The following is a 22,385-nucleotide window of genomic DNA, read 5'->3' as shown; positions in this document are numbered from 1 at the left end:
AAATCCTTATCCTAAAAACGAACCAGCGCGGAACCCCAGGTGAAACCGCCACCAAAGGCTTCCAGCAGAATAAGCTGACCACGTTGAATGCGGCCATCGCGCACGGCTTCATCCAGCGCACAAGGCACAGAAGCGGCTGAAGTATTACCGTGCCTGTCGAGCGTGACGACGACGTTGTCCATCGACATGCCCAGCTTCTTCGCCGTGGCGCTGATAATACGCAGGTTAGCCTGATGTGGTACCAGCCAGTCCAGCGACGAACGCTCGAGATTATTCGCAGCTAAAGTTTCATCGACGATATGAGCCAGCTCGGTCACGGCCACTTTAAAGACTTCGTTGCCCGCCATGGTCAGGAAGATCGGGTTTTCCGGATCGACGCGATCGGCGTTCGGCAGCGTCAGCAGTTCGCCGTAGCTCCCATCCGCATGCAAATGCGTAGAGATAATACCCGGCTCTTCGGAAGCCCCCAGCACCACGGCACCTGCGCCGTCGCCGAAAATGATAATGGTTCCGCGATCGGCAGGATCGCAGGTACGCGCCAGCACATCAGCGCCGATCACCAGCGCGTAATCGACCGCGCCGTTTTTCACGTATTGATCGGCAACGCTGAGCGCGTAGGTGAAACCCGCGCAGGCCGCAGCGACGTCGAAGGCCGGGCAACCTTTAATACCCAGCATTGATTGAATCTGGCAAGCCGAGCTGGGAAACGCATGGGTACCGGAGGTGGTCGCAACAATAATCAGACCAATTTGCTCCGGCTTTACGCCCGCCATATCCAGCGCATGCTTAGCGGCTTCAAGGCCCATGGTAGCAACTGTTTCGTTCGGCGCGGCAATACGACGCTCACGGATACCGGTACGAGTGACAATCCACTCGTCTGACGTATCGACCATATTTTCCAGTTCAGCGTTCGTACGCACGTGCTCAGGCAGATAGCTGCCGGTACCAATAATCTTCGTATACATGTACGCTCAGTCACTCTTGGGTAATATACCTGGTTAACTCAAACTGCGAGGCGTCAGTCGTTTCCGGTCACCGGGCTTTGAGGCCTGGCGTCCCCGCTTCTGCCGTCCTCAGGCAATTCGAAACCTGCAGGGTATAAAGATTCCAGGCGAGCGGCAATTCGCTGAGGAATCTGCCGCTGCACAGCCTGCACTGCCTGCTCTATCGCCACGCAAAAAGCGCGCTGATTGGCAGCCCCATGACTTTTGATCACGGAACCGCGTAATCCTAACAGACAGGCACCATTATACTGGTCGGGGTTGAGGTGACTGAATCGCCTCGACAGGCTTTTTTGTAACCAACGCTTTAATAAAAGCAGCCACCACGACCTTTTTTTCCCCTCTCCCTGTGATTTCAACAGTGAAAGGAACATTCTGACAACACCTTCCATCGTTTTTAATGTGACGTTGCCCGTGAATCCATCACAAACCAACACATCCGTTTTACCCGTCAACAACTCGTTGGCTTCCAGATACCCAATATAGTTGAGGGTTGGCAAAGTTTTCAAAACGGCCGCCGCGTCGCGAATGCTGCTGAGACCTTTCATCTCTTCTTCGCCGATATTCAGAAGCGCAACGCGGGGATCCTTAATACCAATAACTTCTTCCGCAAGGACTGCCCCCATGACGGCAAACTGCACCAGCATAGTGCTATCGCAATCCACGTTGGCGCCTAAATCCAGCACCACCGTTTTGCCCTTCAGCTGGTGCGGCAGCATGGTAACCAGCGCAGGGCGCTCAATCCCCTCAATGGGTTTGAGCAACAGCTTCGCCAGCCCCATTAGCGCTCCGGTATTACCCGCGCTGACGCAGGCCTGCGCCCGCCCTTCTTTTACTAACTCCAGCGCAATGCGCATTGAGCTACCGCGACTGGCACGAATCGCTTGCGCGGGCCGGGCATCACTGGCAATAACTGACTGCGCAGGGATAACCTGCAGACGTGAACGTTGTTCAAAATCAGCTTTGGCAAGTAATGGCGCGATAGTGTCGGGATCGCCGACTAAAAGAAGTGTGAGTTGTGAATTAGAGTTCAGTGCCTGCAATGCTGCAGGCACTGTCACGGAAGGGCCAAAATCCCCGCCCATGACATCTAACGCCAGGGTTAGACGTGTCAAGGTATCGTCGCTGCTCGGTTCGGTTATTCCCCAGTTACCCGGGGAGATCCTCACTAAGCTTCATCACGCTTTTACTCTTCGTCTTTCGCGCTGCAAGTGCGTTGACTGCGCTCGTTCACACCAGTCACATAGTGAGCTATGCTCCCGGCGCTTCTCTCGCTTGCGTCTTCTTGCAACGCGAAATCCATGGAGTAATGCGTGATTACTTAGCGATGACCTTGCGACCGCGGTAGAAACCGTCGGCAGTGATGTGGTGACGCAGGTGTTTTTCACCAGAAGCTTTGTCTACAGACAGGCTGGTGACTGCGGTCAGAGCGTCATGGGAACGACGCATGCCACGTTTGGAACGGGTTGGTTTATTCTGTTGTACGGCCATGGACCTTACTCCTCAATTACTTATGCTTTAAGCTGGCTAATACGGCAAATGGATTTGGTTTTTGTGCCTCTTCAGGCAGTTCACCAAAGACCATGTCCGCGTCGGACACTTCACAGTGTTCAGAATCATGCACCGGAACTACAGGCAAGGAGAGGATAATTTCATCTTCAACCAGCGCCAGCAGATCGATTTCACCGAATTCGTTAACCTCAATCGGCTCATACGCTTCCGGCAGTGCCTCGGCCTGTTCGTCATTTCTGACGGGGCTGAAACAATACGTTGTGTGAACATGATGGGGGAACGGTTTCCCGCAACGCTGACATTCGAGGGTTACCGACACCGTCGCATCGCCGCTTAAAACGGCAAGACGCTGGTTATCAATAGCGAACGACATGCTGCATTCCACATCGCTGTCCACGCTGACAACAGAATCAGCGACGCGCACAGCCTGATCACGGGTATAGATACCTTGGTAATCTAAGCGCTTTTGAGCCGTGCGAACCGGATCGAGAGTCAGGGGTAATTTTACCTTTTGCATAGGGCGCGCATATTAACTTTGTAACGTCATAGAGTCAAAGAAAAAGGCAGCCTCAGGTTGCCTTTTGCCATTTATTCGCACACATTGCGGCGCATAGTTTAAAATGATGCTCTGCGAAGCGCTATATGTGGATGAAAAAATATGTCTGAACTGATCCTCGCGTCAACCTCGCCCTGGCGGCGAATGCTGCTGGAAAAGCTGTCGGTGCCTTTTGAATGCGCGGCGCCGGACGTAGATGAAACCCCGCTGCCCGGCGAGCCCGCCCGCCAGCTGGTGATGCGTCTGGCGCAGGCAAAAGCGCAGGCCCTCGCCGCACGCTATCCGCAGCACCTCATTATAGGCTCCGATCAGGTTTGTGTCCTGGACGGTGAAATTACCGGCAAACCGCATACCGAAGAGAACGCCCATCGCCAGTTGAGAAAGGCCAGCGGCACCATCGTCACGTTCTACACCGGCCTCGCGCTATATAACTCTGCCAGGGGTCATCTACAAACTGAATGTGAACCCTTTGACGTCCACTTCCGCCATTTAAGCGATCGGGAAATTGAAAGCTATATCCGCAAAGAAAATCCGCTGCAGTGCGCCGGCAGTTTCAAAAGCGAAGGATTAGGCATCACGCTGTTCGAGAGACTCGAGGGCCGCGATCCTAACGCGCTGGTCGGTTTACCGCTCATCGCGTTATGTCAAATGCTGCGCCGGGAAGGCTTCAATCCCCTGCTCACCTGAACATAATGACGCATGGCATCGGAGAGAGTGTGTTTTTCCCGATGCCATAATGCCGTTTATCAAGAACTTAAGTCACTGCTCCATCCGCGTCGGGTTTGTTTAACGCCTCGCAGCAGTTCAACGCGTACTCCCCCACAACAGTAATGCCTTACCTGTCACAGTTTATTTTTGCCGCACCATTAAAATAATAAAACAACGTTTTATTTTAAAAATGGAGCCACTATGCCTTTTCGCGCTACGCTTTTGACCCTCACCCTGCTGGCCGCCGCCAGCGTCAACGCGAACGACTGGCAGCGCCAGGGCGTCGTAGAAGGCAATTTACCCGCCTCCTGGCAGCAGTTGAAAGCGCAGATGACGTATCCGGACTCGTGGCTCTCTGGAAACTATCGTCATTTCGATCAATGGCGAGAGCACGCCCGCACGCTGCTTCGGCAATCCCTGCTAACGCCGACATCAGCAAGCCCGTTCACACCACAAACGCTGATGAGCGAAGATCGGGGCACCTATCGCGCCGAGAAACTGGCATTTAACGTCACGGATGAAAACCGGATTGCCGCTCTGATGTTAACGCCCAAGTCAGCAGGCCCTCACCCGGCCATTGTCCTGCTGCACGACCATGGCTCAAAATTTGACATAGGCAAGGAGAAACTGATTCGTCCTTTGCGGGATGCCGCACGCCTGGCCAGCGCCGAGGCATGGGCAGATAAATTTTTCAGCGGTCGGTTCATCGGCGATGAGCTGGCGCAGCGCGGTTATGTTGTCATCGCTATTGATAGCCCGGGCTGGGGGGATCGCGGCCCCATGACCTACGAGCAGCAGCAGGCGCTGGCCAGTAACTATTTTAACCTTGGGCGCTCGCTGGCAGGGGAAGTCGCCTATGAAGATCTGCGAACCGTGAATTTCGTCAGTACGTTAAAAGAGGTTGATAATAAACGCATCGGGGTACTGGGTTTTTCAATGGGTGGTTTTCGCGCCTGGCAACTGGCCGCCCTGTCTGACAAAGTCGCCGCCACTGCCGCGATCTCCTGGTTTGGTACCTGGAACGGCCTGATGCAGCCAGGCAACAACGTTCTGCGCGGTCAATCGGCGTTTTATATGCTTCATCCGGGCCTGGCCGGACATCTTGATATTCCCGACATCGCCAGCATTGCAGCGCCCAGGCCGATGCTGATTTATAGCGGCGGGCAGGATAAGCTGTTTCCCGCTGCAGCCGTTAATGACGCCTTCGCTAAAGTGCATAGCGTATGGGCGTCACAGAACGCGCAGGATAAGCTGGAGACCAGAACGTGGCCGGAACTGGGCCACGTCTTTTATCAAGAACAGCAGGATGAAGTGTTCCCCTGGCTTGATAAGTGGCTCAAGCCCTGAGCAAGTCCGTATCACTTCGCGTTACGTAAAACCTGCAGGCAACGCTTAAGCTGGTTATCTAAAGGCGCTTCAACACGCATCACTTCCCCTGTCCCCGGATGCGTAAACTTCAGCGCCGCCGCGTGCAGGAACAGTCGGTTAAGGCCGGTGCCTGACAGCTGCTTATCGAATTCCCGGTCGCCGTAGCGATCGTCAAAAGCGATAGGGTGACCGGCATATTGGGTATGCACGCGGATTTGATGGGTACGGCCGGTTACCGGGCTGCAGCGCACCAGGGTCGCATGGGGATAACGCTCTTCGACTTTAAAACGCGTTTCCGACGGTTTCCCCTCCTGGTTAACCCGCACGATGCGTTCACCGCTCTGCAGAATATTCTTCAGCAGCGGAGCCTGCACCACTTTAGTGTGGGACTGCCACTGCCCGCGCACCAGCGCCAGGTAGTCTTTTTGCATTCCTTTGTCGCGCAGCTGCTCGTGCAGGGAACGCAGCGCGGAACGCTTTTTGGCGACCAACAGAACGCCAGAGGTATCGCGATCGAGGCGATGCACCAGCTCAAGGAAGCGTGCTTCCGGGCGCAGCGCGCGCAGACCTTCAATCACGCCGAAGCTCAACCCGCTGCCGCCGTGTACCGCTGTCCCGGAAGGTTTATTAAGCACCAGAATGTGATCGTCTTCATATAAAATCACATCGGCCAGCGCAGCAACTTTCTGCAGGTGGGGAGAGACCGCCTCTTCTTCTTTCTCCGCGACGCGGACCGGCGGAATGCGCACTTCGTCGCCGGCTTCCAGCTTATACTCAGGCTTGACGCGCTTTTTATTGACCCGCACCTCGCCTTTTCGCAAGATGCGATAAATCATGCTCTTTGGTACGCCCTTCAGCTGCGTACGCAAAAAGTTGTCGATACGTTGCCCTGCTTCATCATCAGCAATGGCAACCATTTTTACGCTTGGGATCTCAGTTTTCATGGTGCGCGATTCTAAATAGCCCGACGAATTAGCGCCACTCATTTTTATATGCTTATATTTATTATCATCCGGTTTTCGCCGCATGCTTCATCATCGTTTTGTTTGTTATTAGAACAATCCGTATACGCGGGTGAAAAAACTGTGGGTAACCGGGTGATAAAAGGTGAAAGTCAACTTGCTATAACGAGCTTAGCAATGGAATAATGATGCCGTTTTCCGTGCTGAAACTTGTTAGAACAAGAAATTAGCGGAATGACCAATTTTGTCTGACCGATCATCAACGCAGCAATGGCGTAAGACGTATTGATCTTTCAGACAGTTAGCGGGCTGCGGGTTGCAGTCCTTACCGGTACAGGCTCTATGGATTTCACGTCGCAGGAAGGCGTTCACACTGGGATATCCCGGCGCTCATTTCGATCAAATGATTAGAATGAGCAGGTTAAGCCGCCACTCCTGCTGCTTGAAAAACGATGGGTATAAATGGAATCTTCTCTGGTGATACATCCCAGGCAGTTCCCCTGATAATTGCGCTGTGTTTCCGTTTGAAATACAGGCGACCGACACTCTGCGCCTCTTAAGCGCGCGACAACCGTGAGGTTGGCGACGTGAAACAGACACGAGGCCATCGGTTTCCCCCGGTAAGGCGTTACTCTGCCCGTAGCTTAGTCGTCAATGTAAGAATAATGAGTAAGTTACGATGAAAAGAATGTTAATCAACGCAACTCAGCAGGAAGAGTTGCGCGTCGCCCTTGTTGATGGGCAGCGCCTGTACGACCTGGATATCGAAAGCCCCGGGCACGAACAGAAAAAAGCGAACATCTACAAAGGCAAAATCACTCGTATTGAACCTAGTCTCGAAGCCGCGTTTGTTGATTATGGCGCCGAGCGTCATGGTTTCCTCCCTCTTAAAGAAATTGCCCGCGAATACTTCCCTGCCAACTACAGTTCTCACGGCCGCCCTAACATCAAGGAAGTGCTGCGTGAAGGTCAGGAAGTGATTGTGCAGATTGATAAAGAAGAGCGCGGCAATAAAGGCGCCGCGCTGACCACCTTTATCAGCCTGGCGGGCAGCTACCTGGTACTGATGCCGAATAACCCACGCGCTGGCGGTATTTCACGCCGTATCGAGGGTGACGATCGTACCGAGCTGAAAGAAGCGCTGGCCAGCCTTGAGCTGCCGGATGGCATGGGACTTATCGTTCGCACCGCTGGCGTCGGCAAATCCGCCGAAGCGCTGCAGTGGGACTTAAGCTTCCGCCTGAAGCACTGGGAAGCCATCCAGAAAGCCGCAGAAAGCCGCCCTGCTCCGTTCCTGATCCATCAGGAAAGTAACGTGATTGTGCGCGCTTTCCGCGACTATCTGCGTCAGGATATCGGCGAAATTCTTATCGACAACCCGAAAGTGCTTGAGCTGGCGCGCCAGCATATCGCGGCTCTTGGGCGTCCGGATTTCAGCAGCAAAATCAAGCTGTACACCGGTGAAATTCCGCTGTTCAGCCACTACCAAATCGAGTCGCAGATTGAATCCGCTTTCCAGCGTGAAGTGCGCCTGCCTTCCGGCGGTTCTATCGTAATCGACAGCACCGAAGCGCTCACCGCTATCGATATCAACTCCGCCCGTGCTACCCGCGGCGGCGACATCGAAGAAACGGCGTTTAACACCAACCTGGAAGCGGCCGATGAAATTGCTCGCCAGCTGCGCCTGCGCGACCTCGGCGGTCTGATCGTTATCGACTTCATCGATATGACCCCGGTACGTCACCAGCGTGCGGTAGAAAACCGCCTGCGCGAAGCCGTACGCCAGGACAGAGCGCGCATCCAGATCAGCCACATTTCACGCTTTGGCCTGCTGGAGATGTCGCGTCAGCGTCTGAGCCCGTCGCTTGGCGAGTCCAGCCATCACGTCTGCCCGCGCTGTAGCGGAACGGGTACCGTACGCGATAACGAATCGCTGTCGCTTTCCATTCTGCGCTTGATCGAAGAAGAAGCGCTGAAAGAGAACACTAAAGAAGTTCACGCTATCGTTCCGGTGCCGATTGCTTCGTACCTCCTGAACGAAAAACGTGCTGCGGTAAGCGCCATTGAAACCCGCCAGGCCGATGTACGCGTCATCATCGTGCCAAACGATCAGATGGAAACGCCGCACTACTCCGTTCTGCGCGTACGTAAGGGTGAAGAGACCTCCACGCCGAGCTATCTGCTGCCGAAACTGCACGAAGAAGAGATGGCTATGCCTTCTGATGAAGAGCCGGCCGAGCGTAAACTTCCGGAGCAACCGGCGCTGGCCGCTTTTGTCATGCCTGATGCCCCACCAGCGCCGGCTCAGCAAGAGCCTGCTAAAGCTACGGTTGCCGTCGGAACACCAGCCGCTTCCGCACCTAAGTCGGCAGCGCCAGCGCAGCCGGGTCTGGTTGCACGCTTCTTCAGCGCCCTGAAAAATATCTTCTCCGGCGCAGAAGAAACTAAGCCGGCTGAAGTCCAGGTTGAGAAAAAAGCGGAGGAGAAATCCGAGCGCCAGCAGGAACGTCGCAAACCGCGCGCCAACAACCGCCGCGATCGCAACGACCGCCGCGATAACCGCGATAATCGTGACAACCGCGACAATCGTGCCGAGAATAGCGAAGTTCGTGAATCTCGCGAAGAAAACCGTCGTAACCGCCGCGAGAAGCAGCAGAACGTCGAACCTCGCGACATCCGCCAGACAACGGCAGAAGATAGCGATAAAGGCAAAGCTCGCGACGATCAACCGCCGCGCCGTGAACGCAATCGCCGTCGTAACGACGAGAAGCGTCAGGTTCAGCAGGAAGCTAAAGCGCAAACTCGTGAAGAACCGGTCGTACAGGATAGCGAGCAGGAAGAACGCGTGCAGACCATGCCGCGCCGCAAGCCGCGCCAGCTGTCGCAGAAGGTACGTATTGAATCTGCTGCCGCTGAGCAGGTTGTCGAGCCGGTAGCCGCGCCTCAGGTCATCGAAGCGCCAGCCGTCCAACCCGAAGCCGCAGCTCCGCGCACGGAACTGGCGAAAGTCGACCTGCCGGCAGTTGTTGAAACCGCTGCGGAACATGACGATACCGGCGAAGCACGCGAAGCTAACGGTATGCCGCGTCGTTCGCGCCGTTCCCCTCGTCACCTGCGCGTAAGCGGCCAACGCCGTCGTCGCTACCGTGATGAGCGTTACCCGACGCAATCCCCGATGCCGCTGACCGTAGCCTGCGCATCGCCGGAAATGGCATCTGGTAAAGTGTGGATCCGTTACCCTGTCGTTCGCCCGCAAGACCAGCAGCAAGAAGAAGCGCAGGTACAGGAGTTCGCTACCACCGCGGTTGACCCCGTTATCACCCCTGCGGCCGCCGTTGAACCGGCTGTCTCTGAAGTGGTTGCCCCGGAGGTAGTTGAAGAGCGCGTTGTTGAGCCGGTCGTCATCTCTGAGCCTGTGGCGATGATGAACGAACCTGAAGCTCCGGTTGTCGAAACCACGCACCCGGAAGCTATCGCCGCACCGGTTGATGAACAGCCGCAGCTGATTGCCGAGGCTGATGAAACCGTCGCCGAAGAGGTTGTCGCAGAAGCCGTCGACGTCGTGGCGAAAGAGGCTGTCGAGCCGGAAGCAGCGGTCGCTGAACCTGCTGCGGTTGAAGAAGCCGCGGCCGCTGTTGAAGAAGCGCCTGTCGTCTCCGAACAGGTGGTTGAGCCGGCACCGGCGGCAGAGCCGGTAGTGAAGACTCAGCCTGTTGTCACGACTGTGCCGGTCGTTAAGGTCGCCAATCGTCACGCCACCGCGCCGATGACCCGCGCGCCTGCGCCAGACTACGTCCCTGAAGCGCCTCGTCAAAGCGACTGGGTTCGCCCGAGCTTTGATTTTGACGGTAAGGGCGCTGCTGGTGGCCATAGCGCGACCCATAAAGCCGCTGCCGGGCCTACCCGTCCGCAGCCCGTAGAGTAACGCCTACCAGACCGGCCCCAGCGGCCGGTCTTTTTTTATTCCCCTTCCGGTCGCTGCATCCCCGCAATCTGCGGCATAACCTCGCGCATCAAATCGAGAAACTTACGCAACCGCGTCGGATAATAGCGTGCCCAGGGATAGACAAGATGTACCGGCAGCGGTGAGGCACGCCACTGTGGGAATAGCTCCACCAGCCGCCCGGCGGCAATATCCTCCGCTACCGCCCAGCTCGAAACAATCGCCGCGCCCAGCCCCGCCAGCGCGGTATTGCGGGCGACATGTACGCTGTCGGTACTCAGGCACGGAGCAATGCTAAAGGTTGTAAGCTGCTCATCCACCTCTGATTGCAGCATCACCTCATGCTGATAGAACGTGCTGATGGCTATCCAGGGCAGCAGCGACATCTCCTGCGGCTCGGTTAACGGCGGATAGTTCGCCAGCAGCGACGGCGATGCCACTACGCTGCGCGGCACCTCGGCCAGCAGGACCGACACCGTAGCCGGATCCACCTCAGCCCCCACGCGAATCGCGCAGTCGATGCCATCGCTCAGGAAATCCACGGTTTTATCATTCAGCATCCATTCGACCGATAGCTGGGGATAGCGCTGCAGAAAGTCCACCAGCGGCCCCAGCAGTTGCTGCTGACCAAACGCATGCGGCGCCCGTACCCTTAATATCCCCACCGGACGGTCATCGGTGATGCGCAGGTCGTCTTCCAGCGCCAGCCACGCATCGACGATCTGTCGGGCATGCTGGTAACAGCGCTCGCCGTCATCGGTCAGCTTCATCGCATGGGTGGTACGCAGGATCAGCTTTGCGCCGAGCAGCCCTTCCAGCGACTGGAGTCGTCGACTTACCGTCGCCTGGGTCGTGTTCATCTGGACCGCCGCAGCGGAGAGAGACCCGGCTTCGACAATCCGAATGAACGTACGCATCAATTCGATACGATCTATACGCTCCTGCTTCTTCATTTTTATTCTGCCTATACGTTTAGCGTATAACCGTTTTACCACCGGGCTATCTACCGCGCCAGCCTCATTACGGGAAAAATAGCGCCATCGCTTCTAAGAGGAATCAATCATGACACCGACACCACTCACCTCCCGCGCAGCCGGCTGGGTAATATTTATCCTTGCGCTCGGCGCAGGCTTCAGCGTTGCCGCTATCTATTACGCGCAGCCGCTGCTGCCGCTAATGGGAGCAAACCTGCATTTGAGCGTTGAGGGTATGGGTCTGGTTCCGACCCTGACTCAGGCGGGCTATGCGCTGGGTATACTTTTCCTTCTACCGCTTGGCGACCGTCACGATCGCAGAAAGCTGATCCTGATGAAAAGCGCCGCGCTGGCGTTCCTGTTGCTGCTCTGCAGCCTTACCGGTCAGCTCACCACTCTGTTGATGGTTAGTTTGCTGATCGGGATGGCTGCGACAATGGCGCAGGATATCGTACCAGCTGCCGCGATTCTGGCTCCTGCGGGTAAACAAGGGAAAATGGTGGGTACGGTCATGACTGGCCTGCTGCTGGGGATCCTGCTGTCACGGACGGTGAGCGGGCTGGTGGGTGCGCTATTCGGCTGGCGGGTGATGTATCAGGCCGCTGCGGTCAGTATTGCACTGATTGGTCTGCTGATGTGGCGCGTGCTGCCGCGCTTTGAAATTCACTCAGACCTGACTTATCCGCAGCTGATGAAATCGATGGCCCACCTGTGGAAACGCTATCCGGCACTGCGTCGCGCCGCATTCGCCCAGGGGTTCCTCTCTATCGCCTTCAGCGCATTCTGGTCCACCCTGGCGGTCATGTTACTGGCGCACTATCAGATGGGCAGCGCGGTAGCCGGCGGCTTTGGTATTGCAGGCGCTGCCGGGGCGCTCGCCGCCCCGCTGGCTGGCGGCCTGGCCGATAAATTCGGAGCCGAAAAAGTCACGCAAATGGGCGCGGCGCTGGTTACCGTTTCTTTTGCCCTGATGTTTCTGCTGCCTGCGCTACCGCCGCATGGCCAGCTGATCCTGATTGCCATCTCGGCCGTCGGTTTTGACCTTGGACTGCAATCCAGCCTCGTGGCGCACCAGAACCTGGTGTATGGTCTGGAGCCTCAGGCGCGCGGTCGTCTCAATGCGCTGTTGTTTACCGGCGTGTTTATCGGAATGTCGCTCGGCTCAGTGCTGGGAAGCAAACTGTATGTGATAGCAGGCTGGAGCGGTGTAGTGACTCTCGCCGTCATTACCGGCGCTATCGCCCTCGGCATCCGCCTGATAGAAAGCGCGAGGGTCGTTTCGGCGCAACGAACCGTCAGGTAAAAAAAAGCCGCCCTGCTGGCAATACAGGGCGGTTTTTGTGTCAGGAAGAGAACTCAGACCGTGCGGCGAGCAAACTCTTTGACGCGGAAGCCCAGCAGCAACAGCGTCGCGAAATAGGCGACGACACCCGCTACCACGACTACCATCAAACGCAGCAGGCGGAACGGCATCGTCCCCTGCGACCACTCCGGCATCAGGTACATCACGCCCAGCAGCGCCGCAGACATCACGATGACGGCAATCACCAGGCGCAGCAGGAACAGGAACCAGCCGGGCTGAGGGGTGAAAATTTTCTGTTTCCTCAGCTGCCAGTAGAGCAGCCCGGCGTTAAGGCAGGCCGCCAGGCCAATCGACAACGACAGACCGGCATGCTTTAGCGGACCAATAAAGGCGAGGTTCATAACCTGCGTCATGATCAGCGTGACGATGGCAATTTTCACCGGCGTTTTAATGTCCTGACGCGAATAGAACCCGGGAGCCAGTACCTTCACCACAATGAGTCCCATCAGGCCAACGGAATAAGCGACCAGCGCGCGCTGAGTCATCGCGGCATCAAAGGCGGTAAATTTCCCGTACTGGAATAACGCGACCGTCAGCGGCTTGGCCAGTATCCCTAACGCCACGGCGCTCGGTAGCGCAAGCAGAAAGCACAGGCGCAATCCCCAGTCCATCAAACGGCAGTATTCGTCGTGATTGCCGCTGGCAAAACTTTTGGACAGAGAAGGCAGCAGAATGGTCCCCAGCGCCACGCCCAGCACGCCGGACGGAAACTCCATCAGGCGATCGGCATAGTACATCCATGACACCGAGCCGGAGACGAGGAACGAGGCAAAAATGGTATTGATGATCAGGGAAATCTGGCTAACCGAGACGCCGAGGATCGCCGGCCCCATCTGTTTCACCACCCGCACCGCGCCAGCATCTTTGAGGTTGATTCGCGGCAGCACCAGCATGCCGATTTTCTTCAAATGCGGCAGCTGCCAGGCAAGCTGCAAAATACCGCCAACCGTCACCGCCCATGCCATGGCCAGCATCGGCGGATTAAAGTAGGGCGCGGCAAACAGCGCAAAACCAATCATGCTGACGTTCAGGAAAGTCGGAGCAAAAGCCGGCACCGAAAAGCGGTTCCAGGTATTCAGGATGGCGCCCACGAGTGAAGCCAGGGAGATCAGCAGAATATAGGGAAAAGTGATGCGCAAGAGCTGAGTGGTCAGGGCGAACTTTTCGGGCGTATTGGCAAATCCCGGCGCGGTGATGGTGATCACCCACGGTGCCGCCAGCATACCAGCGATGGTCACCAGCGCCAGCACCAGCGTCAGCAGCCCCGAAACATAGGCGACGAAAACCCGGGTCGCATCTTCACCCTGCTTGCTTTTATATTCCGCCAGAATCGGCACAAAAGCCTGTGAGAACGCGCCTTCAGCAAAAATACGCCGTAAAAGATTCGGAAGTTTGAAAGCAACGAAGAAGGCGTCGGTGGCCATCCCTGCGCCAAAAATACGCGCCACAATCGCATCGCGCGCAAAACCCAGCACGCGCGAAAACATGGTCATCGAACTGACGGCCGCCAGTGATTTTAAAAGATTCATTAACGTGTTATTCCACAACCCTGGAGTAAAACGCCCGCTCAGGCGGGCGCTGGAAAGTGGCGATAGTCTACCGGGTTCATAATGAATTACTACTGCCAGTTGTTACAACGGGTTATTCGCTCATTGCTTCGCGCCAGAGTTTCTCCACGATACGCTGAGCAAGCAGCGCCTGTTCGCCGGAGGTTTCAGGAACCGTCTGATTTTGCACGCATTCGATAAAATGCCGGGCGCAGCCGGTGAATCCTCGTTGCTCAAGGGTGGTCTGCCAGCCGGGGACCGGACGCTGGATCACGCCGCGCCCCCGCTCCTCCTGCCACTCCCGCATATCACGGACTTCATATAATCCACCGTCGGTTACCGCCTGCACCCACTCCCGCTGGCTTCCAGCGCGGCGGTGCATACTGGTGGTCATTTGGATCATCCCGCAGCTGAAATGATGTTCAGCATAAAGCATTTCACCCTGGGCCGTCGTGAGTAGCGTACCGCCGTTTAAACGGGCTTTATCGCCCGCCAGCCATAGCGCGGTGTCGACGACATGCAGATAGTCATCCAGCAGCGTAAAGCGCAGATCGTGGCCCACGCTGTCGCTACGGTGTTTATCCATCCGCAGCGAAGCCGCGTTACCGAGCTGAGCTTTAAGTTCGCGATAGAGAGGGGAGAAGCGGCGATTAAATCCGACCATAAGAGTAAGACGGCGGCGGGCCGCCAGCTCAACCAACGTCTCCGCATCGCTAAGCTTGTCGGCCAGCGGTTTATCAACGCAGACATGAACTCCGGCATTGAGTAACCGACTAACCACTTCATAATGTGAAGCCGTTGAAGTATGGACGAATACAGCATCACATTGCGCCGCCAGCTGTTCCAGGGTATCCGCATAGGGGATACGCCACGTTTCACAGATGCGCAGCGCTTTCTCTTTTCCCGGCGACCACGCCGCCTGTAGCGTCCAGCCATCCGCCGCTCCCAGCACCGGCAGCCAGGCCTTTTGCGCAATGCTACCTAAACCAACAACGCCGATGCGTAGTTTCGCCGACATGCTTAATCTCCTGAATGAGGCAGCAGTGAATCCAGACGCGCTTTAAGTTCAGCGACGTCCGCTTCCAGCGCCTCAACGCGGGCCTGGAGATCGTCACCCGCCGGCGAAACGGCTTCAACGGCGGTAATCAGCGAATCCATATCATCGCAGAACAGGTGCATATAGCGGCTTTCACGCTTCCCGGGTTCCCGCGGCAGACGCGCAACATAGGGGCCATCTTCTCGCGTAGCCAAATTTTCGAGGACGTTTTCCACCTCTGCCATATCGCTGAATTCATGCATTCTCTGCGCCCGCCCGCGCAGTTCTCCGGGCGTCTGCGCCCCGCGCAGCAGCAAGGTGGTAATAATTGCCACTTCCGCTGGAGTTAATTTCAGGTCGCCAAATTCAGAGTTGCAGAAGCGCTGTTCATATTTGGTCACCCGATTGCCGAAACCGCTTACCGTACGCAAAAAATGACGCTTAACTAACGTATCGAGGAGATCCTGCACGTCATTTTCGCTGAGCGACATCACCGGTTCACGGTTCGTTTTCTGATTACAGGCGGTCACCACCGCGTTGACCGACAGGGGGTACTGCTCCGGCGTGGTGACCTGCTTTTCCAGCAGACAGCCAATGACTCGCGCCTCATGCGCGGTTAACTGATATTTCATGATGTCTCCTTAGCGACCCGGGGTCCAGTCCGGTGTCGTCAACGCCGTCAGTACGTGATCGCGCCACTGCCCATCAATGAGCAGGTAATCTTTGGCGTAACCCTCTTTTTCAAAACCCAGACGCGCCAGCAAATCGCCGCTACGCTGATTATGCGGCATATAGTTTGCCATTATGCGATGGATATGTTGCGTGCGCTGCATATAGCGAATTGCCGACGTCAGCGCTTCAAACATTAGCCCCTGCCCTTGCCATTTCTCTCCGATAGAGTAACCGAGATAGCAGGCATGAAACGATCCGCGCACCACGTTCGAAAAATTCGCCACGCCGATAATCTCTTTTTCTTCAGGGTCCAGCAGCGCAAAATAGAATGCCGAACCCTGCTTGTGAAACTCCGAAATCATCGATAAACGCGCCTGCCAGCCGGAAGGATAACAGTGGCTGTCGTCGCGCACTGGTTCCCAGGGTTTTAAGAACCCTTTATTTTCCGCGTAGTAATCGGCCAGACGCCAGGCGTCACGATCGTGTACCAGCCGCACCACCAGCCGATCCGTCGTCAAACGCACCTTCGGTACGTTACTGCGATAGCCAAACATTCCCCTCTCCTGTTCCCCTGACGCAATACTTGCTGACTTTACTATACCTGTCCTGCAGGGATGTGTGAAAACAGCAACATACCATTTTCTGCACCATCTCTGCTTTTCGATGAATAGCCTCTATCGTTCTTGCATTTTGATAAAAAAATATTGTCGCGAGTTAGCTGGGAAAATAGCCATTAACCCCGCAAAATATCAGAGCTTATTCTTATTTTTCCCGGGAGGGGAAATGTCCCGCGTATCGCAGGCAAGGAGCCTGGGTAAATATTTCCTGTTAGTTGATAACATGCTGGTCGTACTCGGCTTTTTCGTCGTGTTCCCGCTCATCTCTATTCGCTTTGTCGATCAGATGGGGTGGGCCGCGTTAATGGTCGGCATTGCGCTCGGGCTGCGTCAACTGGTGCAGCAAGGTTTAGGGATATTCGGCGGTGCGATTGCCGACCGTTTTGGTGCCAAACCGATGATCGTCACCGGAATGCTGATGCGAGCTGCCGGTTTCGCCGCGATGGCCGTCGCCCATGAACCATGGGTCCTGTGGTTATCCTGCATACTCTCCGGTCTCGGCGGCACGCTGTTCGATCCCCCGCGGGCGGCGTTGGTGGTTAAGCTGGTTCGCCCACACAAGCGCGGGCGTTTCTTCTCCATTCTGATGATGCAGGACAGCGCCGGGGCGGTGATCGGCGCGCTGCTGGGTAGCTGGCTGCTGCAGTATGATTTTCGTCTGGTGTGCAGCGCTGGAGCGGCCCTGTTTATCGCCTGCGCGGCGTTCAATGCCTGGTATCTCCCGGCCTGGAAGCTGTCAACGGTCAAAACGCCGGTTCGTGAAGGGCTGGGCCGCGTGCTGCGTGACAAACGATTTGTCACCTACGTCTTGACGCTAACCGGATATTACATGCTGGCAGTACAGGTCATGTTAATGCTGCCGATTATGGTTAACGATATTGCGGGTTCTCCGGCGGCGGTAAAATGGATGTATGCCATCGAAGCCACCATTTCACTGACGCTGCTTTATCCGATTGCCCGCTGGAGTGAAAAACGGTTTCGCCTTGAGCATCGGCTGATGGCCGGACTGCTGATTATGACGCTGGCAATGATGCCGATTGGCCTGAGCAGCAATCTGCAGCAGCTGTTTACGCTGATCTGCGTGTTTTATATCGGGTCCATCATCGCCGAGCCTGCGCGCGAGACGCTTGGCGCTTCGCTGGCGGATGCCAGAGCGCGCGGCAGCTATATGGGCTTTAGCCGTCTGGGATTAGCCTTCGGCGGCGCTTTCGGCTACGCAGGCGGCGGCTGGCTGTTCGATGCCGGTAAGGCGACGGGTCAGCCGGAGCTGCCGTGGCTGATGCTGGGCGCGATAGGTCTTGCGACATTTGTTGCTCTGTGGTGGCAGTTCAGTCCAAAACGTTCAACGTCCGGTATGCTCGAGCCGCGCACCTGATTTGCCGGACCGTCGTTTCTCCTCCATACTGAATTGAGGAAGTTCAGCAACAATGGAGGAGAAACGTGAAGTTATATATCTACGATCACTGCCCGTTCTGCCTGAAAGCCCGCATGATTTTCGGCCTGAAAAATATCCCTGTCGAACTGATCACGCTCCTGAACGATGATGAATCAACCCCAACCCGCATGATCGGCCAGAAAATGGCGCCCATCCTGCAAAAAGACGATAGTCGCTATATGCCAGAAAGCATGGATATCGTGCACTATGTCGATAAACTTGATGGAAAACCGCTACTGAGCGGAGCGCGTAACCCGGCTATTGAAACCTGGCTGCGCAAGGTCAACGTCTACGCGAATCGTCTGTTGATCCCGCGTTTCGCCAAATCCGCATTTGATGAATTCTCAACCCCAGAGGCGCGCGCTTATTTTGTGAATAAGAAGGAAGCGGCTATCGGTAGCTTTGCCGATCACCTCGCCCATTCTACCGGTCTGGTTAAGAACATCAGCGACGATCTGCGCGCGTTGGATAAACTTATCGTCCAGCCAAACGCCGTCAACGGGGAGCTGTCTGAAGATGATATTCATCTCTTCCCACTCCTGCGGAATCTGACGCTGGTTGCCGGGGTGAACTGGCCGAGCCGAGTGGCCGCCTATCGCGACAATATGGCTAAACAGACGCAAATCAATCTGCTTTCCTCAATGGCTATTTAAGCTCAGGGCAGCGGAAGGTATTGCCCTTCGCTGCCTCACCGCCCGCTTTTTAAGTCTTTTCCGCTAGCACCTCCTGCGCTGGCGGGTCATGCTGCTTTGTGTCAGGATGAACCCATGGCATGACATTAAGGAATCCAATGAAAAAGATGTTTATCACGGCCGCGCTTATCGTCAGCGGCCTGCTGAGCGGCTGTAATCAGCTTACGCAATATTCCGTGAGTGAGCAGGAGATGAACCAGGCGCTGCAGAAACGTAACCACTTCGCCAAGGATATTGGCCTGCCCGGCGTTGCGGATGCTCATATTGAACTGCAAAACCTGACCAGCGCGATTGGTCGTGAAGAACCCAATAAAGTGACGCTAAGCGGCGTTGCTAATTTAGATCTGAATTCACTATTCGGGAACCAGAAAGCGACCATTGACCTGAAGCTAAAAGCGCTGCCGACCTTCAACAAAGAGAAAGGCGCCATTTTCCTGCAGGAGATGGAGGTGGTGGACGCAAAGGTTCAACCTGAAAAACTGCAGTCCGTGGTACAGACGCTCATTCCTTACCTGAATCAGTCGCTGCGTAGCTACTTCAATCAGCAGCCTGCCTACGTCCTGCGCGAAGACGCCAGCGCGGGCGAAGCGTTGGCGAAAAAGTATGCTAAAGGGATTGAGGTTAAGCCGGGTGAGATTATTATCCCGTTCACTAACTAACGGCTCGGGCGCAGAAGCGCCCGTTTTTTTACAGAAGTTGATGCAAAGGAAAACGTTTACGCTTATCCTTAGTGCCCGGCAAAAACAGCCCTGATGACTGACCCTATTTAGCCGGAGCCTTCCATGACAGCACAATCCCAGGTATTGAAAATCCGCCGCCCTGACGACTGGCATATCCATCTGCGCGATGACGATATGTTAAAAACCGTCGTGCCTTACACCAGTGAGTTTTATGGCCGGGCGATCGTGATGCCGAATCTGGTACCCCCTGTCACCACCGTCGAAGCCGCCCTTGCCTATCGCCAGCGCATCATGGCGGCAATCCCGGCGGACCACGATTTTACGCCGCTGATGACCTGCTATCTGACGGATACGCTCGACCCTGCTGAGCTGGAACGCGGATTCAACGAGGGCGTTTTCACCGCTGCCAAACTTTATCCGGCCAATGCGACCACCAACTCCAGCCACGGCGTCACCAGCACTGATGCAATCATGCCGGTACTGGAGCGCATGGAAAAGCTGGGAATGCCCCTGCTGGTGCACGGTGAGGTCACTCACGCGGACATCGATATTTTTGACAGAGAAGCGCGGTTCATTGAAACCGTCATGGAGCCGCTGCGTCGGCGCCTGCCGGGTCTGAAAGTGGTGTTCGAACACATCACCACCAAAGATGCCGCTGAATACGTACGCGACGGCAATGAGCTGCTGGCGGCGACCATCACCCCGCAGCACCTGATGTTTAACCGCAATCATATGCTGGTTGGCGGCGTGCGTCCCCATCTATATTGCCTGCCGATCCTTAAACGCAATATTCACCAGCAGGCGCTGCGCGAACTGGTGGCCAGCGGTTTTGACCGCGCCTTCCTCGGTACTGATTCCGCTCCGCATGCCCGCCATCGTAAGGAAGCCAGCTGCGGATGTGCAGGCTGTTTTAACGCCCCGACCGCCCTGGGCAGCTACGCCACGGTGTTCGAGGAGATGAACGCCCTGCAGCACTTTGAAGCCTTTTGTTCGCTTAACGGCCCCCGCTTCTACGGTCTGCCGGTCAATGAAGGCTACGTTGAGCTGGTGCGCGAAGAGAGCCTGGTGGTAGAGAGTATCGCTCTGCCTGGCGACGCGCTGGTGCCGTTCCTGGCAGGAGAAACCGTGCGCTGGAGCATGAAGAAATAAATACTTCCCCCTGTTGTAAATGCGACAACCATACTGTATAAATAAACAGTACATTACACAGGGGGCAATTATGCGTATTGAAGTCTCTATCGCCAAATCGACAGCCTTACCCAACGGCGCTTTAGATGCGCTGAACAATGAACTCTCCCGCCGTATCGAACAGCAGTTCCCCTCGACGTCAAGCCAGGTGACGGTTCGCTACGCGGCTAATAACAATCTGTCGGTTATCGGCGGCCTGAAAGAAGACAAAGACCGGATTAGCGAAATCCTGCAAGAAACCTGGGAAAGCGCTGACGACTGGTTTGTCCGCGACTAGTCAATTAAATTTGCTCCCTCATTGTGCAACTTTTTGCCGGGTCGCCCCGGCTTTTTTATTTTTTTGATACTCAGACTTCCCCCTATTGCTTTTGCTTAGCACCTTCAAAAATAACGTATAACTGAATTGTGTTTGCGTAAAAAAACAGCAATCAGCAGCATATGTATCTCTTTTTCATTTAATTTCTCGAGTTTATTCTTGACTGCTGATATAATTAACTTGCTTCAAAAAACACGCATTAAACCTCGAGAACTGTTGTCTTTTAACATATGAATAAGGGGTTATGATGGAAAAGAATAATGAAGTCATCCAGACCCATCCCCTCGTTGGATGGGACATCAGCACCGTAGATAGTTACGATGCGCTGATGTTGCGCCTGCACTACCAAAACCCCGCTCAAGAAAGCAGTAGAGACGCAGAGATTGGCCAGACGCTATGGCTAACGACGGACGTCGCACGTCAGTTTATTTCTATTCTGGAAGCAGGTATTGCGAAGATTGAATCAGGCGAATACCAGGAAAATGAGTATCGAAGGCATTAAGATTTAGCAAAAATGTCTTAATATTCACCTCACAGGCACCTTCGGGTGCCTGAACTATTTTCGGGCTTGTATATCAACAGGTTGTTAATTACCCTGCTAATAAAGCAATAACCTGGAACTCACCATGCAATACGATCTTATCATTATCGGTAGCGGCTCCGTCGGCGCTGCCGCAGGCTATTATGCTCGCCAGGCAGGGCTTAACGTACTGATGATTGATGCCCATCAGCCTCCGCATCAGGAAGGTAGCCATCACGGCAGCACCCGTCTGATACGTCATGCTTACGGCGAAGGCGAAAGATACGTCCCTCTGGTACTACGCGCGCAGAAGCTATGGGATGAGTTTGCCGCCGCCAGTGGGGAAGCCGTTTTTGAGCGTACAGGGGTGATTAACCTCGGGCCTGCCGACTCCGACTTTCTGCGCAACGTGGCCAGCAGCGCGCGCGAGTTCCAGCTCAATATTGAAGAAATGGATGCGCAGACAGTGATGACTCGCTGGCCGGAAATTCGTATTCCTGACGATTACCGGGCGATATTTGAACCCGCATCCGGGATACTGCGCAGCGAACTGGCCGTTGAAACCTGGATCCGTCTGGCACGCGAAGCGGGAGCCGCGCAATTGTTCAACTGCCCGGTTTCTGCTATTCACCACCAACCGAACGGCGTAACCGTTGAGACGCTGGACGGCGAGTACAGCGGCAAAAAACTCCTTGTCAGCGCCGGTACCTGGGTTACGCGTCTGTTGCCAGAACTCCCTGTCCAACCGGTACGTAAAATTTTCGCCTGGTTTCAGGCCGATGGTCGCTACAGCAGCAAAAATAACTTCCCGGCGTTTACCGGCGAGTTAGCCAATGGCGATCAGTTTTACGGTTTCCCGGCAGAAGATAACGAATTAAAAATCGGTAAGCATAACGGCGGGCAGCTTATTTCCACTCCGGAGGAGCGCAAGCCGTTTGGCTCTGTTGCAACCGACGGTTCAGAATCTTTTAGCTTCTTGCGTAACGTGTTGCCCGGTATCGGCGGCTGCCTGCACGGCGCATCCTGCACCTATGACAATACTGCTGACGAAGACTTTATTATTGATATGCTACCCGGCCAGCCGGATACGCTGCTGATCACCGGCCTGAGCGGTCACGGCTTTAAATTTGCTCCGGTTTTAGGCGAACTCGCCACACGGTTCGCGCTTGAAGAACCCTTTGGATTTGATCTATCTGCGTTTTCACTGGCGCGGTTTAATAAATAACTGCCCGCTGCCCAACGTCACAACTACGCTAAAAGAAACGGCCTCGTTTGAGGCCGTTAATAACTGAGAG

The 22,385-nt window shown here is 55.4% G+C and carries 21 protein-coding genes; 11 read left to right on the top strand and 10 right to left on the bottom strand.

Going from position 1 to position 22,385, the window contains the following annotated elements; genetic code table 11:
- Window positions 1-11: 11 nt before the first annotated feature.
- The 4 genes from IAE27_RS10210 to yceD form a co-directional block, all read right to left on the bottom strand.
- Window positions 12-965 (bottom strand): beta-ketoacyl-ACP synthase III, encoded by a 954-nt coding sequence (locus tag IAE27_RS10210; protein WP_004101080.1) that lies wholly within the window; start codon window positions 963-965, stop codon window positions 12-14.
- Window positions 966-1,018: 53 nt separating this feature from the next.
- Window positions 1,019-2,116: a phosphate acyltransferase PlsX gene (plsX, locus tag IAE27_RS10205; protein ID WP_105890067.1), complete on the bottom strand. Its 1,098-nt coding sequence runs from the start codon at window positions 2,114-2,116 to the stop codon at window positions 1,019-1,021.
- A gap of 202 nt (window positions 2,117-2,318) precedes the next feature.
- The gene (gene rpmF, locus IAE27_RS10200) at window positions 2,319-2,492 is read right to left on the bottom strand and encodes a 50S ribosomal protein L32 (RefSeq protein WP_004101077.1); all 174 of its coding nucleotides are present in this window, start codon (window positions 2,490-2,492) and stop codon (window positions 2,319-2,321) included.
- Window positions 2,493-2,508: 16 nt separating this feature from the next.
- Window positions 2,509-3,030 carry a 23S rRNA accumulation protein YceD gene (yceD, locus tag IAE27_RS10195; protein ID WP_004101075.1) on the bottom strand — a complete coding sequence of 174 codons (522 nt, stop codon included), beginning with the start codon at window positions 3,028-3,030 and terminating at the stop codon, window positions 2,509-2,511.
- A gap of 141 nt (window positions 3,031-3,171) precedes the next feature.
- Between yceD and IAE27_RS10190 the strand changes: the two genes are divergently transcribed.
- Both IAE27_RS10190 and IAE27_RS10185 read left to right on the top strand, forming a co-directional pair.
- The gene (locus IAE27_RS10190) at window positions 3,172-3,756 is read left to right on the top strand and encodes a Maf family protein (RefSeq protein WP_004101073.1); all 585 of its coding nucleotides are present in this window, start codon (window positions 3,172-3,174) and stop codon (window positions 3,754-3,756) included.
- Between the two features lie 222 nt (window positions 3,757-3,978).
- On the top strand, window positions 3,979-5,124 hold the full coding sequence (locus IAE27_RS10185; RefSeq protein WP_070557378.1) for a dienelactone hydrolase family protein: 1,146 nt from the start codon (window positions 3,979-3,981) through the stop codon (window positions 5,122-5,124).
- A gap of 11 nt (window positions 5,125-5,135) precedes the next feature.
- Here the strand turns inward: IAE27_RS10185 and rluC are convergent, their stop codons facing one another.
- A complete protein-coding gene (gene rluC / locus IAE27_RS10180) occupies window positions 5,136-6,089 on the bottom strand; it encodes a 23S rRNA pseudouridine(955/2504/2580) synthase RluC (RefSeq protein ID WP_115240149.1) in 954 nt (317 codons plus the stop codon).
- 697 nt (window positions 6,090-6,786) lie between these two features.
- Between rluC and rne the strand changes: the two genes are divergently transcribed.
- Complete coding sequence (rne, locus tag IAE27_RS10175; protein ID WP_154022128.1) at window positions 6,787-10,032, top strand: ribonuclease E; 3,246 nt, start codon at window positions 6,787-6,789, stop codon at window positions 10,030-10,032.
- 35 nt (window positions 10,033-10,067) lie between these two features.
- Here the strand turns inward: rne and IAE27_RS10170 are convergent, their stop codons facing one another.
- Entirely contained in the window at window positions 10,068-11,003 is a 936-nt protein-coding gene (locus IAE27_RS10170; RefSeq protein WP_023320711.1) for a LysR family transcriptional regulator, read from the bottom strand.
- A 109-nt stretch (window positions 11,004-11,112) separates the two neighbouring features.
- Between IAE27_RS10170 and IAE27_RS10165 the strand changes: the two genes are divergently transcribed.
- Complete coding sequence (locus IAE27_RS10165; protein WP_064373070.1) at window positions 11,113-12,327, top strand: MFS transporter; 1,215 nt, start codon at window positions 11,113-11,115, stop codon at window positions 12,325-12,327.
- Window positions 12,328-12,380: 53 nt separating this feature from the next.
- Here IAE27_RS10165 and murJ read toward each other — a convergent pair whose 3' ends face one another.
- The 4 genes from murJ to rimJ form a co-directional block, all read right to left on the bottom strand.
- Window positions 12,381-13,916, bottom strand: coding sequence for a murein biosynthesis integral membrane protein MurJ (gene murJ, locus IAE27_RS10160; protein WP_004101058.1), 1,536 nt, complete (start codon window positions 13,914-13,916; stop codon window positions 12,381-12,383).
- A 112-nt stretch (window positions 13,917-14,028) separates the two neighbouring features.
- Window positions 14,029-14,952: a Gfo/Idh/MocA family protein gene (locus IAE27_RS10155; RefSeq protein WP_064396804.1), complete on the bottom strand. Its 924-nt coding sequence runs from the start codon at window positions 14,950-14,952 to the stop codon at window positions 14,029-14,031.
- 2 nt (window positions 14,953-14,954) lie between these two features.
- Complete coding sequence (locus IAE27_RS10150; protein WP_064345218.1) at window positions 14,955-15,602, bottom strand: YceH family protein; 648 nt, start codon at window positions 15,600-15,602, stop codon at window positions 14,955-14,957.
- Window positions 15,603-15,611: 9 nt separating this feature from the next.
- Window positions 15,612-16,196 carry a ribosomal protein S5-alanine N-acetyltransferase gene (gene rimJ / locus IAE27_RS10145; protein ID WP_004101049.1) on the bottom strand — a complete coding sequence of 195 codons (585 nt, stop codon included), beginning with the start codon at window positions 16,194-16,196 and terminating at the stop codon, window positions 15,612-15,614.
- Between the two features lie 229 nt (window positions 16,197-16,425).
- Here rimJ and mdtH point away from each other — a divergent pair, with 229 nt between their 5' ends.
- The 7 genes from mdtH to solA all read left to right on the top strand — a co-directional run bounded on the left by mdtH (window position 16,426) and on the right by solA (window position 22,315).
- Window positions 16,426-17,634, top strand: coding sequence for a multidrug efflux MFS transporter MdtH (mdtH, locus tag IAE27_RS10140; RefSeq protein ID WP_200092392.1), 1,209 nt, complete (start codon window positions 16,426-16,428; stop codon window positions 17,632-17,634).
- Window positions 17,635-17,699: 65 nt separating this feature from the next.
- Window positions 17,700-18,347: a glutaredoxin 2 gene (grxB, locus tag IAE27_RS10135; protein WP_070557380.1), complete on the top strand. Its 648-nt coding sequence runs from the start codon at window positions 17,700-17,702 to the stop codon at window positions 18,345-18,347.
- Between the two features lie 137 nt (window positions 18,348-18,484).
- Window positions 18,485-19,045: a lipoprotein gene (locus IAE27_RS10130; protein ID WP_200092389.1), complete on the top strand. Its 561-nt coding sequence runs from the start codon at window positions 18,485-18,487 to the stop codon at window positions 19,043-19,045.
- 123 nt (window positions 19,046-19,168) lie between these two features.
- Complete coding sequence (pyrC, locus tag IAE27_RS10125; RefSeq protein ID WP_108703962.1) at window positions 19,169-20,215, top strand: dihydroorotase; 1,047 nt, start codon at window positions 19,169-19,171, stop codon at window positions 20,213-20,215.
- A gap of 70 nt (window positions 20,216-20,285) precedes the next feature.
- The gene (dinI, locus tag IAE27_RS10120) at window positions 20,286-20,531 is read left to right on the top strand and encodes a DNA damage-inducible protein I (protein WP_004101040.1); all 246 of its coding nucleotides are present in this window, start codon (window positions 20,286-20,288) and stop codon (window positions 20,529-20,531) included.
- A gap of 286 nt (window positions 20,532-20,817) precedes the next feature.
- A complete protein-coding gene (gene bssS, locus IAE27_RS10115; RefSeq protein WP_004101039.1) occupies window positions 20,818-21,072 on the top strand; it encodes a biofilm formation regulator BssS in 255 nt (84 codons plus the stop codon).
- Between the two features lie 124 nt (window positions 21,073-21,196).
- Window positions 21,197-22,315: an N-methyl-L-tryptophan oxidase gene (gene solA / locus IAE27_RS10110; protein WP_049128907.1), complete on the top strand. Its 1,119-nt coding sequence runs from the start codon at window positions 21,197-21,199 to the stop codon at window positions 22,313-22,315.
- Window positions 22,316-22,385 lie beyond the last annotated feature (70 nt).

Origin of the sequence: Klebsiella sp. S69 (assembly GCF_016516145.1) — a bacterium.
Taxonomy (GTDB): Bacteria; Pseudomonadota; Gammaproteobacteria; order Enterobacterales; family Enterobacteriaceae; genus Klebsiella; species Klebsiella oxytoca.
This window is presented reverse-complemented; position numbering and strand designations above follow the sequence as displayed.